We start from the raw sequence: 15,825 nt of genomic DNA on the forward strand, positions 1-15,825 counted from the left end.
GGTTAACCTACCTGTATGGGTTCCATTTGGGCTTGAAGTTTTAAAGCCTCATCAAGCGTGGTAATGCCACGCGCCTCAAGGCGCGGCAGTAAATAGAGTAGCAGTTCAGCCGTGGCTTGTGCATCACCCAAAGCGGTGTGGCGCAGGCCTTGTGGAATCTGAATTTGAAAACGCTCTGCTAAAGCATCCAGTCCATGGCCTTCAAAATCGGGATCGATGGCGCGCGACAAGAGTAAGGTGTCGAGTACGGGCATATTAAACGTCACACCAGCTTCCTGTGCCTGCTGATTCAGCGCTAAGAGATCAAAAGCCGCATTGTGTGCAACCAGAATAGCCTGCCCAACAAAGCTGCGGAAACGTGGTAAAACGATGGTTAAAGGGGGCGATTTTTGCACATCTAAATCGGTTAGACCGTGTATTTGTGTGCTTTCAGGGGGGATGGGACGTCCTGGATTTACCAGTTGTTCGAAGCGTTCATTCGCTAATAAGCGTCCTTGTAAGATACGGCAGGCGCCAATACTAATGATGCTATCCCCGCTGCGTAGCTTCAGACCGGTGGTTTCTGTGTCAAAGACCACCATGTCTAATTGTTTTAACGGCAGATCCGCCAGTGCTTTATCCGGTGGGGGCAGGTCAGCAATGCTGAAATCATGGAATTCGGGGCGTTCAGTCCGAGCTGGCCCCGGTGGTTGTGTGAAGCGCTCACTGACCGGAAGAGGCAAGCGTAGGCGTGCATGTACATGATCTTGATCCGGTAAGCACCACCAGTCTGAATTATGCTGCTGTAAAACATCGTCCATGCGTGGCGCTAAAGGCTGCTCGCTGATGGGGAGGTGGCGTAATTCATTCAGGGTTTGTTGAGAAATGGGTTGGCCGGCCCAGATAAAGTCGAGATAGACACGGCGGTTGCCTAAACAGGTTTCCACATCCAATTGATGGGTAGCGGTTAAACGCTGAATTTCAGGCAGTAAGCGTTCCAGCATGGCTAAAAAAATGGGGCTGTCGGCCCGGAACCAAGTGGGAATCCCGATCGCGGTTAATGCCAAAGTGTCTGGATCATAGCGTTCAGCTAGGGCGTTAATCAGATCATTCGACCAGGTATCGGTTAAGCGTCCTTGATCCAGTTGCGCTGATTCTAATAAGCGCCCGAGCTGACTGATCAGCTCGCTGAGGTTTTGGCTTTCTTGGTGCACGGCATCTTCTAAGCGCTGGCGTATAGGGCTCGTCGCATCGGCACTGGACAGGGCATCGGCGGTGGTGACCAGGTTGGCTGTGTGGCCACGTAAGCGCGGTAAAAGCTCTGAAAGAGGTTGGCGCCAGCGTTGCATCGCGCTGTGGCTGTCGGTGGTATCTTCCAGAGTGAGTAGCGCTTCACCCTGTGTGGCCCGGACGCGACGAATCTGGCAACGTAACCAGCGCTCTTGAAAATGCACGAGCAGTTGTCTGGGGCTGCCATCCTGGGGTAAGCGCTTCAAGGTATCGGTCAGATTGGGCAGGGGGAGCAGTTGCTGCAGGTGGCGACCTAAGCCTAGGGCTGGATGGCCGGCAAACAGTTGCTCGGCGGCCGGATTAAGCATCAAAACACGTTGATGACTGTCACAGAGCAGCAAAGGGGTATCCAAAACACGTAACACGGCTTCCAGTTCATGACGTATCCGAGCGGCATCACGCGCACCGGCTTCACGCGCATCCTGGAGTTTTTCACGATCTTCACGCCAGCCGCCACGCAGACGGTCTAAATCGGGTTTCAGGCTGCTTAACCAGCCTTCGGGAGGGAAGTCATCACGGGCATCGGGGTTCGCTGCCAGGCGTGCGCACTGAATCTGCAGGCGGCGCAAAGGGCCTAATAAACGTTGCTCCAGCACCCAGCCGAGCAACAGCAGAGTGAGGGGGGGCAGCGCTGCCAAAGCCCAGATCACCAGGCGCAGCTCGGTTGTGAGCAAGAGCTGGCTCTCCAGCCAAAGCGCTAGGGTTAACACCAGCAGAAGGCTGAGGCCGCAGGTCAGCAGCCACAGCCCGAGAAGTGTTTGACGTTTTGGCATGGATTCACCCTGCTTCATTCAGAAGATGATGAACCTTTTGTACCAAGGCTTGAGTTGAAAAAGGTTTGGTCACATAGTCATCGGCACCGAGTGCCAAGCCTTTTTCTTTTTCGACTTCACGCCCGTGGGCAGTGAGCATAATCACAGGTAGGCGCTTAAAGCGCGGGTCTTGACGTAATTGCTCTAAAACATCAAAACCACTGATGCCGGGGAGACTGATATCCAGTAAAACAAGATCCGGTGTAATCGCGTTGATGGTTTGCAGCGCCGATTCACCATCGGCTGCCGTATGCACTTGAAAACCGGCCTGTTCCATTAAAAACTCTAGGGACAGAAGAATGTTAGGCTCATCATCCACTACCAATACTTGGGTCATGGTGTTTCCTTATTTATTAGAATTTGTTTTGAGTCTAGTGTGACTCACCGGTAGAGGGAAGGCGACTAGACCAAAAGCTTAGGCTGGCCTGCTTCTTGCTATTCATAGACATTATTTTTGTAACAAAGGTTGTAAGTATGAAACTTTTTCCCTGGTTTCAACCGATCATTGAGATAGCAACAGGACGAGTGGCGGGGTATGAGGCCTTGGCTCGTACTGAAGATGCCAGTGGTCAGGTGGTCTCTGCAGGTGCCGTATTTAATGATCCTGTGTATTCGGCCACTGAACAGCTCGCCTTTGATCGTGATGTGCGCAGGCAGGCCTTAGCTCAGTGCCAGCACCTACAACCAGGGCAGTTCATCACCCTGAATATATCACCACAATGGATAGATTCCCTGCCGTCTTTAGATGTTTTGCCGACCTTGGAGATGTTAAAAGAAGCGGGTGTCGCACCTGGGCAGGTGGTGATCGAGATCACGGAATTAGATGGTGATATCGAGCGAATCAAAACCCTGGCGGAGCGTTACCGTGCGGAAGGGGTGCGCATCGCCTTTGATGATTTTGGCACAGGTTTTCAGCAACTCGATCGGCTCTTGGCCTTCACGCCGGATTTTATCAAGCTGGATATGCGGATGTTCTCTAATAGTGCATCAATGCACCATAAAAGAACATTATTGCAGATGGTGGGCGATTTGGGTGCAAAATTGGGTTCTAAAATCATCTGCGAGGGGGTGGAGACGGCAGATGAGTTTTTCTTGGCGCTGCATTGTAATGCCAGTTACGTTCAAGGTTATATTTTTGATTCCGCTTTGCCGGAGTTTTTGCCTCAGCTGGCGCGGAAAGAGCAGGTGTCACAACTCTTGGCGCAGCATTTGGACTTGGCGGTTGATGTGGTGACACGGAGTCAGTGGCATGCGGAAGGTTTAAATACTGAGCTGTTGGCTTTACGTGATCTGTTGTTAAGCAGTGGCGCCGAAGGCTTGGCGGCTTACCAACCGGATGCGGATGTGCTGCGTTTTTATCTGTGCGACCGTGAAGGTATCCAGATCTCACCTAATTACACCTATGACTACCCGGCAGCGAGTTGGGTTGAGGATGCCTCTTTCCTCGGCAATAACTGGAGTTGGCGTGCCTATTTTTATCAGCTGATCGGGGCGGCGGATTTTGAGCGGCGTATCTTGCGTTCTTCGCCTTATTTGGATCTGGAAACCGGGCTCAGCTGTTATACCCTGAGCCTGGCCTTGGATGAACGACGGATTCTTTTGGTGGATATCCGTGAGCAGATGAATCAGAGTCGTATTTCAGCGACGATCTCTTGCCAAAGTGATTTGATGCCATCCTTATCTTGATCACTCAAACGATCCACGGCAAAGGCGGCTTCAAGGCTTTTGTCCATGCCGAGGGTCAGTGCTGTGGCATCTAAGTCTTCGGCCTGGTCACAACTGCTGACCAGGCTGAGGTGTCCGAGTAAGTAAGATAGGAAAAAGAGGAGGTCGGTATTGTCTCCTGCAGCCATTTCGCGCTGACTGAGGTTGGTGTAGGCAAGATCGGCGGACTTTAAAAACTCACTCATTGGCTTAAGCTCTTCAGTAATAAACTGTATTCCTTGCCATCCGATTCAATCTGATGCAAGCGTACGACCATGTAATCCAGTGCAGGTGCGAGCCATAGATAGGTTTCACGCTCAGAGCCTTCACCGCGATCGCGTGCCACCTTGATGGCAGTGAAATCACCCATGGGTGTTTGGATCTGCTCTTCGCCAACGACTTTAAACTGATAGGTTTGAATCTGTCCGCCATCGGCGACTTCATAACGCATCTGTTTAGCGCCCTGGGCAAGATCTAAAGGCAATTGCATTTGATAGCTGAGCTTGTCATGCACGCCCGGTTGAATGTTCATTTTCCAGGGTTTGTTGTCGATATCCGTGGTTACCTTGCCGCTGTCCCAGTCAAAACTCAGATGAGCTGCGCGACGTTTACCTAGAACACGCCGTTGATAATCGTATTCGAGGGGTTGGATCTGATGATCCTTGGCGGTAAAGCGGGTGGTTTCTTTGATGCTGGCAACCATGGCACTGGCTTCTATGGCCAATAACCAATCACCATTTTCGGTTTGTGATAATTCACGCACGGCTTCACCACTCACAGAAATGCCGGCGTTTAATTCATGCGTATAAGTCGCTTTAAAAGGTGTCAGGCTGGCAGCCAGAAGTGAAGGGCTGATCAGGCTGGCAAAGACCAGAGTGCAGCCTGAGGTTAAAAGGCGAAGTTTAAGCATGAAGGATACCTGCGTTGAAAAATCAGGGTTCCAGCTGAAAGCCGCTGGCAGGCAACAGCTGATCATCAAGCCAAACGCCTTCGGCGGTCAAGCGTAAGCGTCCGGCGCAGAACCAATCGACCGCCAGAGGGTAGATGATATGCTCTAGGCTGTGCACGCGCTCTTGTAAAGAGGCGGCATCATCACTGGTCAGGATGGGTGTCTTGGCCTGTATGACCAAGGGGCCGCCATCGAGTTCCTCAGTGACAAAGTGGACGCTGCAGCCATGTTCCAGATCACCGGCATCCAGAGCACGTTGGTGCGTGTGCATGCCTTTATACAGAGGCAATAAAGAAGGATGGATGTTAAACAGGCGGCCGCTGTAGTGCTGCACAAACTCAGGGCTGAGAATGCGCATAAAGCCGGCCAGTACCACTAGATCCGGCTGATAGGTATCAATCGCCTGCATCATGGCTTGATCAAAGCTGAGGCGATCGCTAAAGCCTTTATGATCGAGGATCTGGCTGGGAATCCCAGCCAGCTCTGCGCGTTTCAGGCCAAAGGCATCAGCACGGTTGCTGATCACCGCTACCACCTGTCCGGCTTCGATTTTATCGAGGATTGCCTGCAGGTTAGAGCCACTTCCAGAGATCAGAACAACAACGCGCGCGCTCATGCTTAGAGTCCCTGTCGCATTTCAACCTGTTCTTCACCTGGGTTAGCGGCTTCTATTACACCGATTTCCCAAGCCTGTTCGCCTGCGGCTTGCAAGAAGCTCAGAGCCTTGTCTTTGTCGGCAGCAGGCACAGCGATCACCATGCCTACACCACAGTTAAAGGTGCGATACATTTCACGTGTTTCGACACCGCCAGCTTGTTGCAGCCACTGGAAAACAGGGGGTAAAGACCAGCTGTTAGTATTCAGCACGGCTTTGCTGGCCGCAGGCAGAACACGTGGAATATTTTCCAGTAAACCACCACCGGTGATGTGGGAGAGCGCATTGACAGAGACTTCACGCATCAATTGCAGTAAGGGTTTAACGTAGATACGTGTCGGTTCCAGTAGGGCCGCGGCCAGAGTGGTCTCGCCCAGCTTCATGTCGAGATCGGCCTGAGAAACTTCCAGAATCTTGCGAATCAAAGAATAACCATTGGAATGAGGGCCGGAAGAGGCGAGCGCCAGCAAAACATCACCCGCTTGTACTTTAGAACCGTCAATGATTTCGGACTTTTCTACGACGCCTACACAGAAACCGGCTAAATCGTAGTCATCCCCTTCGTACATGCCCGGCATTTCCGCTGTTTCACCACCGACCAGAGCCGCACCTGCCAGTTCACAGCCTTTGCCAATACCGCTGACAACATCTGCGGCCATGTCAACGTTGAGATGACCGGTTGCATAATAGTCGAGGAAGAACAGAGGTTCAGCACCGGCGACGACTAGGTCGTTGACACACATGGCCACGAGATCGATACCAATCGTGTCGTGTTTGCCAAGATCCATCGCCAGTTTGAGTTTTGTGCCGACACCGTCGGTGCCTGAAACGAGTACAGGCTGGCGATAGCCTGCAGGGATTTCACACAGGGCACCAAAACCGCCTAGGCCGCCAAGGACTTCTGGACGGGTGGTGCGCTTGGCAACGCCTTTGATGCGCTCGACCAGAGCATTACCGGCGTCGATATCGACCCCCGCATCTTTGTAGCTGAGGGATGTGTTTTCAGGAGCTGTTGACATGGCGTATCCGACCTTTCCAAGCGCGTGTAATCAAATGAAATTTGGTGTGCAAGTGTATCAGGTTGCTGGTGAGGGGGCTATTGTGTGTTAAAGTTGCGGGCAAAATTCTTTCACTGGCGAGTACGTCTGGTCAGCTAAAGACGGAGGCAAGTGTATGTTTCAGCATCCAAAAATCAAAATCTGGCTCTTTAGCCTAATTCTTCTGTTCGTGAACAGCGGTTGTTTGCAGGCGAATGAACGTCATGTGACGGCCTTGGCTTGGATTGCCGAAGATCAGGGCGCAGGGCATGATTTTGTGCTGCCTGGCCATTCTTTACAGACGGCCTTGCGTCAGGCTTCTGGTGTGCAGTTGCACTGGGTGTTTCCGTTATTGGATTTGACCGATCAGGCGGCTGTGCCGGTGGATCATGTTTGGGGTGGTTTTAGTGAGACCCTGTTGAGTGCTTCCGAGCGTTATCAACCGGATTTGGTGGTAGCGGTGCGTTATGAAGCTCAGGTACCGGGTCGTATCCTCTGGTATTTTTGGCAAGAAGGGCGGCGCAGCCAATTTGAAACTCAGGGAGACGATCCGGCGCAGCAGGCCACGGAGTTTGTTGAACACCTCCTTAAACACTTGTCTTTGCAGTCAGGTGAGACCAGTCAGCGTTTATTCCCGCGAACCCCTCGTGGTTTCCAGCCGGTTGAGATCGCTTATCAAGCCCCAGGGGAAGGTGTAGTGATTCATGGCCTGCATCAGCCTGGGGATTATTTAGCGGTATTGGAAGTCTTGCGAGCCCTGCCCGGGGTACAGCAGGTTTTACCTCAGTCTTTTCAACAGGGGGTGCTAGAAGTCCGCCTGCTGAGTGAGGCTTCTGTCGATGAATTGGAAACCCAGCTTCTGAACTTACCCGGTTTGCGCCCTGCTGCGGAAAGGCGCATGGAGTTTAACTGGAATTGACCATGATTGATCCTAAACGTCCTGTGCAGTTGCCCTTGGGGATCACCCTGCGTGATGAGGCGCGCTTTGAAAATTTCATCGTGGGTGAAAACGGCCTGCTGTTTAACAGTTTGCGCCAGGCCGCGCGTGGACAGGGTGAGCAGTATCTCTATCTGTGGGGCGGCGCAAGCCATGGCAGTAGTCATTTGTTGCAAAGTAGTTGCCATGAGGCTCAAGCCTTTGGGCGTTCATCTGTCTATCTTCCGCTGCGTGAATTGATCGATCATCCTCCCGGTATTCTCGATAATATGGAGCAGTTGCAGCTTGTTTGTATTGATGATTTGGATTGTATTGCGGGGGAAAGTGCTTGGCAGGAAGCAGTGTTTCATCTCTTCAATCGAATGCGCGAAGTTGGCCACACTTTGTTGATTGCCGCCCACAAAGCCCCCGCGCAATTGGGTTTAGCTTTGCCGGATCTGGTTTCGCGTTTGAATTGGGGCATGGTTTTTCATGTCTATCCTATTAATGATGAAGCGAAAGCAGTTGCCCTGAAAGCGCGTGCCGCAGGCCGTGGTTTTGAATTGAGTGATGAGGTGGTGCACTACCTCTTGCATCATGGCAGTCGTGATATGGCGCATCTTTTAGCTGTCTTGGAAAGATTAGATCATGCTTCTTTGAGTGCACAACGTCGTATAACGGTGCCTTTTGTGAAACAGGAGATGGGGTGGTAAATGAATGATCCTCAGAGCGCAGGAGTCGAGCTAGAACGTATCGAACGGGATTTTTTTGCACGTGATGCGCAAGAGCAACAAGAATTCTTAACACAAACCTGGTGCAATCATTGTCAGGCCGCTGACTTGGGTATGGATGAACCGGTGGAGTATGAATGCCGCGGTCTGATTACCATTGAGGGGCGTTGTTTGCGTTGTCGTCAGCCTGTTTATACTGAGTTAACGGATGAAAGTTTCTGAAAATCTAAATCCAGAGTTTGCTGTGGCGGCTCTTGATCCAGTGAATCCAGCGGCTGAGTTGTCTGCAGCGGCAGATGCGTCTGAGGCTTCATCGGGAGAGTCATCTGGAAAGTTAAGTGAACTGCAAATGCTACGTTTTGGCGGTGTGGCGCGTTTGTATGGTCAGGCTTTTACGCAGCATCTCTTGAGTGCGCATTTGGTTGTCATAGGTTTAGGCGGTGTCGGTTCCTGGGTGGCAGAAGCTTTGGTACGCACGGCGGTGGGTGAAATCACCCTGATCGATCTGGATGATATTTGTATCAGCAACACCAATCGTCAGATACAGGCCATGCAGTCCACCATTGGGCAATCTAAAGCTGAGGTGCTGGCGGCGCGTTTACGTGATATCCATCCGGATTGTAAGGTGCATATCCGTCAGGCTTTTGTGCACCCTGATAATCTACAAGAGCTGATTCCGCAGCAAGCGGATTATGTCATCGATGCGATCGACACGGTGCGTGATAAAGCGGCGTTGATCGCTTGGTGTCGTCGGCGCAAGCTGCCGATCTTAACCATAGGGGGTGCCGGTGGCCAGATCGATCCCACGCGTATACGTATCGATGATTTGAGTCGTACCCAGCAAGATCCCTTAGCGGCCAAATTGCGTTCGGTACTTAAGCGTCATCATGGGTTTAGTAAAACGGAAAAATTTGGCGTCGATTGCGTCTATTCAACTGAGCAATTGCGCTACCCGCAAGCCGATGGGCGTGTCTGTATGCAAAAGCCTCAGGGACAGGGTTCGATCCGTTTGGACTGCTCCGGTGGTTTTGGTGCCAGTACGAGTGTCACGGGCAGTTTTGCTTTTTTTGCCGTGGCTCAGGTGCTGAAGAAAATGCAGGCGCGCTGGCAGCGCCAACAACTTAACGCCGCTGAGGCGAATGAATCCAATCGATAAAAAGGGGCCGTTATGCGCTTGCAACAGATACGCCTTGGCTTAATCCTGCTGATTACGCTGCTTTTGTTGGGTTGTCAGGCTAAGGAGCCTGAGACCACACTTCAGCGTTTAGAGGGTCAGATTTTTGGAACCTTCTGGCAGGTCACCTTTGCGGCCCAAACACCCGAGCAGGTTCAGACGTGGCGTTTGGGCATTGAGCAGGTGCTGCAGCAGGTGGATGCGCAGATGTCGACCTATCGTCAGGATTCTGAACTGATGCAGCTCAATCGCCAACCGCTGGGTGAGTGGTTCAGTCTGTCACCGGAGTTGTATCAAGTGCTGGCACTGAGTCAGCAGATTGCTGAAGCGAGTCATGGACAGTTTGATGTCACCGTGGGGCGTTTGGTCAATCTCTGGAGCTTTGGTCCAGAGCAGCGCCCTCTGGCAATTCCCGAACCTGAGTTATTGAGTCAGCGTCTTAGCCAAGTTGGTTATCAGTATTTAGAGTTGCAGGAGGATCCTCCCGCCGCGCGTCGGATGCAGGATTTCTACATTGACCTTTCCGGGGTGGCCAAGGGTTTTGCAGTTGATGAGGTGGCACGTTATCTGGCTGCACAAGGCTTAGAAAACTTTTTAGTGAATATCGGTGGCGATCTACTGGCCAAAGGACAGCGCGCGAGTGATCAGCCTTGGCGCATCGGGATTGAAGTACCGCATGAAGGGGTGCAGGAAGCTCAGCATATTTTGGCGATTCAAGATATGTCGGTGGCCACTTCTGGAGATTATCGCAACTATTTTGAAGCCGAAGGTGTGCGCTTTTCTCATACTATCGATCCGCTCAGTGGCTGGCCGATAGCGCATAACCTAGCCTCAGTCACCGTGCTGGCACCGGATAATGCCCATGCTGATGCCTGGGCAACCGCTTTAATGGTGCAAGGTCCTAAAGTGGGTTTGCAGGTCGCTGAAACCGAGAATTTAAAAGTCTTAATGATCGTCCGTGGTCAGGAAGGTTGGGAAACCTACGTATCCACGGCCATGGCGGCGTATCTTGGTCCGGAGAAATTGGCCGAAATCCAGCCGCTGTCCATGTAAGGAGATGAAAGATGTCCTATGCCATGCTTGCCAATACGCTTCGCAGCGCCATGGAAAAGCAGGACACGGTGGCTATAGAAGAGCTGGTGTGTGAATTTCAACCTGCGGACCTAGCCGAATTCCTGCGCCATGAAGAAACCGAAGTCTGCTTAAAAATCTTAGCGCATCTGGCCTTGGCTGAGCGTGCTGAGGTCTTTGGTTATCTGCCGTTAACCCTACAGGCCGAAGTCGCAGAAGAGATGACGCTGGAAGGTTTGGCGCAGTTACTCTCTTCGATGGAGTCGGATGAGCGTGCCGATCTGTTTAACTTGATGGAAGAGGAACGTCAGGTTGCGGTGCTAAAACTCATGGCACATGAGGAGCGTGAGGATTTGCGGCGCATGGCCAGTTACGCCGAAGGCACGGTAGGCGCGATTATGACCAGTAACTACGCCAGTGTGCCGGAGCGAGCTTCGGTGGCTGAGGCGCTGGATATCGTGCGTAAAACGGCACCGGATGCGGAAACCATCTATCAAATTTATGTCTTGGACAATATTCAGCGTCTGGTCGGTACCCTGTCTCTGCGAGAGTTGATTCTCAATCGTCCAAGTATGCCGATCAGCAGCATCATGACCACAGAACTGCTGACGACTTACCCGGACGAGCCACAGGAAGATGCTTCGCGCATGATCAGCCGTTATGACTTGTTAGCGCTGCCTGTCATCGATGCACAGCAGCGTCTGGTCGGGATTGTGACCTACGATGATGCGATGGACGTGGCGGAGCAGGAAGCAACTGAAGACATTCTTAAAGGCGGTACCGTTGGTAATCTGGAAGGCAGTTTACGAGAGGCGAGTCTGTTTACGCTGTACCGTAAACGTATTGTCTGGTTGGTGCTGCTGGTCTTTGCCAATATTTTCTCAGCAGCGGGTATCGCCCTCTATGAAGAGACGATCTCTACCTATATCGTTTTAGTCTTCTTCTTGCCATTGTTGGTCGGAAGTGCCGGTAATGCGGGTTCTCAGGCGTCTACCCTGATGGTCAGGGGCTTGGCCACAGGGGATGTGTTGATCACGGATTGGGCACGGATGTTTGCGCGTGAGTTTTTGGTGGCGCTGGGCTTGGGCTTGACCATGGCGCTGGCCGTGTCCTTGATCGGGGCAGTGCGCGGCGGGCCAGAGATCGCGATGGTGGTTGCTTCCAGCATGGTCGCGGTGGTCATGCTCGGTAGCTTGGTCGGTATGAGTTTGCCTTTCTTATTGAATAAGCTGGGCTGGGATCCGGCGACGGCCAGCGCGCCATTGGTCGCTACGATTGCCGATGCCGTTGGGGTTTTGGTGTATTTTGCCATCGCCACGGCGATTCTGGGTCTGTGATCGACTCTCAACACAAAAAAAAGCCCCTCACGAAGAGGGGCAAGCAAAGTGCATACAACTCAGAAAGAGTTGAGAGATGGGATGCGATAGGTTGCTTCTGGAAGAGAATCAACTTTTTCGCGTCCTGAAGATCAGGACAATTTAAAGATAGCCTAGTTTTGTGCAGTGCACAATTGGATTTCTTGCCCAGTTTTATATCATTTTCTTATATAACTGAGCATTTATTGTGCACTGCGGAATTTGTCGAGATAGGCTTAAGCTTCAATTATCGATACTAAAGCGGCTTTTTCGGAAAGGATGCGCCGTGTAAGTGCCCATGACACGGACTTCGCTGGCAAAAAAATCCAACTCCTGCAAAGCGTGCTGCATCGCTAACTGATGGGGGTGGCCCTCCACATCCAGATGAAAGCTGGAAACCTCCATGGTTTCTGACGCCATGTAGCTCTCAAGTTTCACCATGTTCACGCCGTTGGTCGCAAATCCACCCAGCGCTTTATAGAGTGCCGCAGGAATGTTGCGGACTCGGAACATCAGTGTCGTGATGTAGCGCTTACCCTCTTCAAATGCGGGCATGCGGCTCTCTTTCGCCAGCAGCATAAAGCGTGTGGTGTTGCCATTCACATCTTGAAAGTTCTCTTTCAGGATCTCTAAACCATAGAGCTCGGCAGCCAGGCTGGAGGCGATGGCGGCATGATGAGGTGTACGTTCTTGAGCCAACTCGCTGGCGGAACCGGCGGTATCCAGTGCGGCAATCGGGGTTAAACCCAGCGCACGCAGATTGCCATCACATTGAGCCAATGCCTGAGGGTGAGAAGCGACCGTGCGCAGCTCCTCTAAACCTGTGCCAGGTAGGGCCAGTAAGCAATGGTTCACCGGCTCAAAATGTTCGCCAATAATATGTAAACGTGTTCTTGGCATGAGGCGATAGATCTCTTCCACACGCCCAGCGGTTGAGTTTTCTAAAGGAATCATGGCTAAACGTGCTTCACCCCGTTCGACCATAAACATGGCGTCGGCAAAACTTTCGCAAGCAATGGCTTTGAGCTCAGGATGCACTCGGCAGCAGGCCAGATGAGAGTAGGCACCTTCGTGCCCTTGGTAAGCAATTAAATGGTTGTCAGCGGTCATGGTGGCAGTACTCGGCCAGAGACGAAAAACGCTAATTATCGCATAGGCGTTGCCGCTTCGCACGATCAGCCTTTCACTGTCTGGCCTCAAGGCCTATCATTGCACCCCTAAGTCAGTCATTGGGAGTGTCGAAGTTGACGCAGCAAGTGTTTGTTCCGGGGCAGCGGTGGATTAGCAATACGGAAGCCGATTTGGGTTTGGGCATTGTCGTCGAATCTATGAACCGCCGCGTTGAGCTGAGTTTTCCAGCCGCTGCGGAGGTCCGCACCTATGCAACGGACAATGCGCCGTTAAGTCGAGTTTGTTACGAGGCGGATGAAGAGATCTTTAATGATGAGGGTGATCGGCTGCGAGTGCGTGAGCGCATTGAGCACAAGGGCTGTTACCTTTATCTGTGCAGCAATGACCAGGGTGAGGAGGTGATCCTTCCGGAGCTGCATCTGGACAGTGCGGTACACTTCTCGAAACCGCAGGAACGCTTGTTTGCCGGTCAGATTGACCGCCATAGTCTCTTTAAACTGCGAGTGGAAACGCTCGAGCATCGCCATCAGCTTATGTCATCGCCTGCTTGGGGATTGATTGGACCACGTGTTCAACTCTTGCCACATCAGCTTTATATCGCATCCGAACTAGCCTCGCGCCCCGCTCCGCGTGCACTCTTGGCGGATGAGGTGGGTTTGGGTAAAACGATTGAAGCCGGTTTGATCTTGCATCAGCGTCTCTTGAGTGGGCGTGCGCAAAGAGTCTTGGTTTTACTGCCCGATTCCTTGTTGCACCAGTGGTTAGTGGAAATGCTGCGCCGTTTTAACCTGAGTTTTACGCTGCTCGATGCAGAGCGCTGTGAAGGACTGGAAGAGTCGGGTCAGACGAATCCTTTTGAAACGGCACAGTTAATTCTCTGTCCTTTATCTCTTTTATGCCGTGATGAACAGCGTTTGGCTCAAGCGCAGGCTGTGGAGTGGGATCTGTTAATTGTGGATGAAGCGCATCATCTGGGTTGGAGCCGTGAAGTCGTCAGTCACGCTTATCAGAGTGTCGAGCGTTTGACCCAAATCGCTAAAGGGGTGCTTCTTCTGACCGCAACCCCTGAGCAGTTGGGGCCGGAAGGCCATTTTGCGCGTTTGCGTTTGCTCGATCCTGAGCGTTACCCCGATCTTGACCAGTTTTTGGCAGAATCGCGTCAATATCACCATCTGAATCATCTGATTAGCTGTTTGTTGGAAGGTGGAGCGGCCTTCTTGCGTCAAGATGCCAGTATGCAGCGTGAGCTCAGTGATCGCCTTGGCGCAGAGGTGATAGAGCATTGGTTAAGTCTGAAGGCGTTAGAGCAGGATGCGGGCTTAAAACAACTGATGCGGCAGCTGGTCGATCAGCAGGGCACCGGACGTGTTTTGTTTCGTAATACGCGCCTGACCGTTAGCGGTTTTCCAAAGCGGCAGCTGCATACCTATGCCTTGACAGCACCGGCGCTATTTATGCCGCTGGAGCAAGAGCACTCTCTAGAGCCTGCCCTCCATCCTGAGCATCGTTTAGGTCAGGATTGGGTGCAGCAAGATCCGCGTGTCGGCTGGCTCCAAGAGTGGTTGGCACAGAATAAAAAAGACAAGGTTTTGGTGATCTGTGCACATGCCGAGACTGCCATCGCCTTAGAAGGTTTTCTCGCTGTACGTTCGGGCGTGCGCACGACTCTGTTCCATGAGGGAATGAGCCTGATACAGCGTGATCGCAGTGCGGCCTATTTTGCTGAAGAGGAGCTGGGTGCGCGGGTGCTGATCAGCTCGGAAATTGGGAGTGAAGGGCGTAACTTTCAGTTCTGTCACCACCTGGTGCTGTTTGATCTGCCACTGAGCCCCGATCTCTTAGAGCAACGAATAGGGCGTTTAGACCGCATTGGGCAGCATCGCGATGTCAACATTCATCTGCCCTATTACCGCCAGAGTGCAACGGAAGTGTTGATGCGCTGGTACGACGAGGGTCTGGATGCTTTTGAGCGGGTGTGTGCCGTGGGGGATGCGCTCTATCAAGAGTTTGCCCAGCCTCTGCGTGATGCCATGCGTCATCCGGGTGAAAGCCATGCTTTAGAGCAGCTGCTGAACAAAACACGCCAAACTCGCCTGGAGTTGGAACAAACCCTGGCGGAAGGGCGAGATCGCTTGCTGGAGATGAGTAGTTTTAATCAAGAGAAAGCAGATCAGGTTCTGGAGAGTGTGCAGCAGCTGGAAAACTCTCAACGCTTGCAGGAATACGCCGAAAAACTCTTTGATCGTTATGGCATCGCGATTCAGCCGCATGGTGCACGTGGCTTGGTTTTGCATCCAGGTGAGCATCTGCTGTGCCAGCTCACTGAGTTGCCCGAAGAGGGGATGACTCTGACGTTTAGTCGCCGTGAAGCCTTGGCGCGTGAAGATATTGAGTTTATGAGCTGGGAGCATCCACTACTCAGTGAGTTGATGGAGCTGCTCAGTCAGCACGAAACGGGCAATAACAGCGTCTGTGTCCTGAAACTTCCCGCTTTACCGGCAGGGACCTTGCTGTTGGAAAGTATCTTTGTGCCGGTTTTGGCTGCGCCGAAAAGTTTACAGCTTAGTCGTTATCAAGATACGGGTTATCTCAGGTTCTTAACCACACCGGATGGTCGTGATCTCGCCGCCGCGCTCGCTCATCAGCCTTTAAACCAATTAATGGATACCGTACCGCTGGCCACGGCACAGTCGATGGTACGGATGGCGCGCGAAGCGATTAGTGATCAGCTGAAAACTGCGCGTCGCCTTGCGGATCAACAGCTTCCAGGCCTGATTGAGCAGGCTCAGAAGCGTCTTGATGCGGAGCGTTCCGCCCAGTGGCAACGCTTGCAAGCCTTAGCGCGGGTTAATCCGGCACTAGGCCCTGCCGATTTGCAATGGCATGAAGAAGAAACACAATCTATGCGCAACGCCTTGCACAGCGCCAGCTTACGTTTGGATGCTTTACGTGTCATTCTGGTCAGCGAGTAATCACGCAAGCGACAGAGGGTGAGCCGAGCGCATGGCGTCAGGCGCGTCA

The 15,825-nt window shown here is 52.4% G+C and carries 15 protein-coding genes; 8 read left to right on the forward strand and 7 right to left on the reverse strand.

Features of this window, described 5'->3' with window-relative positions:
* Positions 1 to 2 precede the first annotated feature (2 nt).
* Positions 3 to 2,042, reverse strand: coding sequence for a 3'-5' exonuclease (locus E1H14_RS06920; RefSeq protein WP_149390726.1), 2,040 nt, complete (start codon positions 2,040 to 2,042; stop codon positions 3 to 5).
* Between the two features lie 4 nt (positions 2,043 to 2,046).
* Positions 2,047 to 2,418, reverse strand: coding sequence for a response regulator transcription factor (locus tag E1H14_RS06925; RefSeq protein WP_149390727.1), 372 nt, complete (start codon positions 2,416 to 2,418; stop codon positions 2,047 to 2,049).
* Positions 2,419 to 2,555: 137 nt separating this feature from the next.
* On the opposite strand from E1H14_RS06925, the gene E1H14_RS06930 reads away from it, so the two are divergent.
* Entirely contained in the window at positions 2,556 to 3,767 is a 1,212-nt protein-coding gene (locus E1H14_RS06930; RefSeq protein WP_149390728.1) for an EAL domain-containing protein, read from the forward strand.
* Here the strand turns inward: E1H14_RS06930 and E1H14_RS06935 are convergent.
* From E1H14_RS06935 to purM, 4 genes are read right to left on the reverse strand one after another with little or no spacing between them, the layout of a single operon-like run.
* Positions 3,707 to 3,991, reverse strand: a complete 285-nt coding sequence (locus tag E1H14_RS06935) for a YfcL family protein (protein ID WP_149390729.1) — start codon at positions 3,989 to 3,991, stop codon at positions 3,707 to 3,709. The genes E1H14_RS06930 and E1H14_RS06935 overlap by 61 nt on opposite strands.
* Positions 3,988 to 4,695, reverse strand: coding sequence for a DUF3108 domain-containing protein (locus E1H14_RS06940; protein WP_149390730.1), 708 nt, complete (start codon positions 4,693 to 4,695; stop codon positions 3,988 to 3,990). Before E1H14_RS06940 ends, E1H14_RS06935 begins: the two co-directional genes overlap by 4 nt.
* A 22-nt stretch (positions 4,696 to 4,717) precedes the next feature.
* Entirely contained in the window at positions 4,718 to 5,350 is a 633-nt protein-coding gene (purN, locus tag E1H14_RS06945; RefSeq protein WP_149390731.1) for a phosphoribosylglycinamide formyltransferase, read from the reverse strand.
* A 2-nt stretch (positions 5,351 to 5,352) separates the two neighbouring features.
* On the reverse strand, positions 5,353 to 6,408 hold the full coding sequence (purM, locus tag E1H14_RS06950; RefSeq protein ID WP_149390732.1) for a phosphoribosylformylglycinamidine cyclo-ligase: 1,056 nt from the start codon (positions 6,406 to 6,408) through the stop codon (positions 5,353 to 5,355).
* 154 nt (positions 6,409 to 6,562) lie between these two features.
* Here purM and E1H14_RS06955 point away from each other — a divergent pair, with 154 nt between their 5' ends.
* The 6 genes from E1H14_RS06955 to mgtE are packed head-to-tail and all read left to right on the forward strand — an operon-like array spanning position 6,563 to position 11,655.
* Entirely contained in the window at positions 6,563 to 7,345 is a 783-nt protein-coding gene (locus E1H14_RS06955) for a DUF2066 domain-containing protein (protein WP_149390733.1), read from the forward strand.
* Between the two features lie 2 nt (positions 7,346 to 7,347).
* Complete coding sequence (gene hda / locus E1H14_RS06960) at positions 7,348 to 8,055, forward strand: DnaA regulatory inactivator Hda (RefSeq protein ID WP_149390734.1); 708 nt, start codon at positions 7,348 to 7,350, stop codon at positions 8,053 to 8,055.
* Positions 8,056 to 8,295, forward strand: coding sequence for a hypothetical protein (locus tag E1H14_RS06965; protein WP_149390735.1), 240 nt, complete (start codon positions 8,056 to 8,058; stop codon positions 8,293 to 8,295). It begins immediately after the preceding gene.
* Positions 8,282 to 9,229, forward strand: a complete 948-nt coding sequence (gene tcdA / locus E1H14_RS06970; RefSeq protein ID WP_149390736.1) for a tRNA cyclic N6-threonylcarbamoyladenosine(37) synthase TcdA — start codon at positions 8,282 to 8,284, stop codon at positions 9,227 to 9,229. Before E1H14_RS06965 ends, tcdA begins: the two co-directional genes overlap by 14 nt.
* Before the next feature lie 12 nt (positions 9,230 to 9,241).
* Positions 9,242 to 10,300, forward strand: a complete 1,059-nt coding sequence (locus E1H14_RS06975; RefSeq protein WP_149390737.1) for an FAD:protein FMN transferase — start codon at positions 9,242 to 9,244, stop codon at positions 10,298 to 10,300.
* An 11-nt stretch (positions 10,301 to 10,311) separates the two neighbouring features.
* Positions 10,312 to 11,655 (forward strand): magnesium transporter, encoded by a 1,344-nt coding sequence (mgtE, locus tag E1H14_RS06980; RefSeq protein ID WP_149390738.1) that lies wholly within the window; start codon positions 10,312 to 10,314, stop codon positions 11,653 to 11,655.
* 261 nt (positions 11,656 to 11,916) lie between these two features.
* On the opposite strand, the gene E1H14_RS06985 is transcribed toward mgtE, so the two are convergent.
* On the reverse strand, positions 11,917 to 12,783 hold the full coding sequence (locus E1H14_RS06985; protein WP_149390739.1) for a prephenate dehydratase: 867 nt from the start codon (positions 12,781 to 12,783) through the stop codon (positions 11,917 to 11,919).
* 125 nt (positions 12,784 to 12,908) lie between these two features.
* Between E1H14_RS06985 and rapA the strand changes: the two genes are divergently transcribed.
* Entirely contained in the window at positions 12,909 to 15,776 is a 2,868-nt protein-coding gene (gene rapA / locus E1H14_RS06990) for an RNA polymerase-associated protein RapA (protein WP_327436776.1), read from the forward strand.
* Positions 15,777 to 15,825: the final 49 nt, after the last annotated feature.

This window comes from Nitrincola tapanii, from assembly GCF_008368715.1.
GTDB classification, from domain to species: domain Bacteria; phylum Pseudomonadota; class Gammaproteobacteria; order Pseudomonadales; family Balneatricaceae; genus Nitrincola; species Nitrincola tapanii.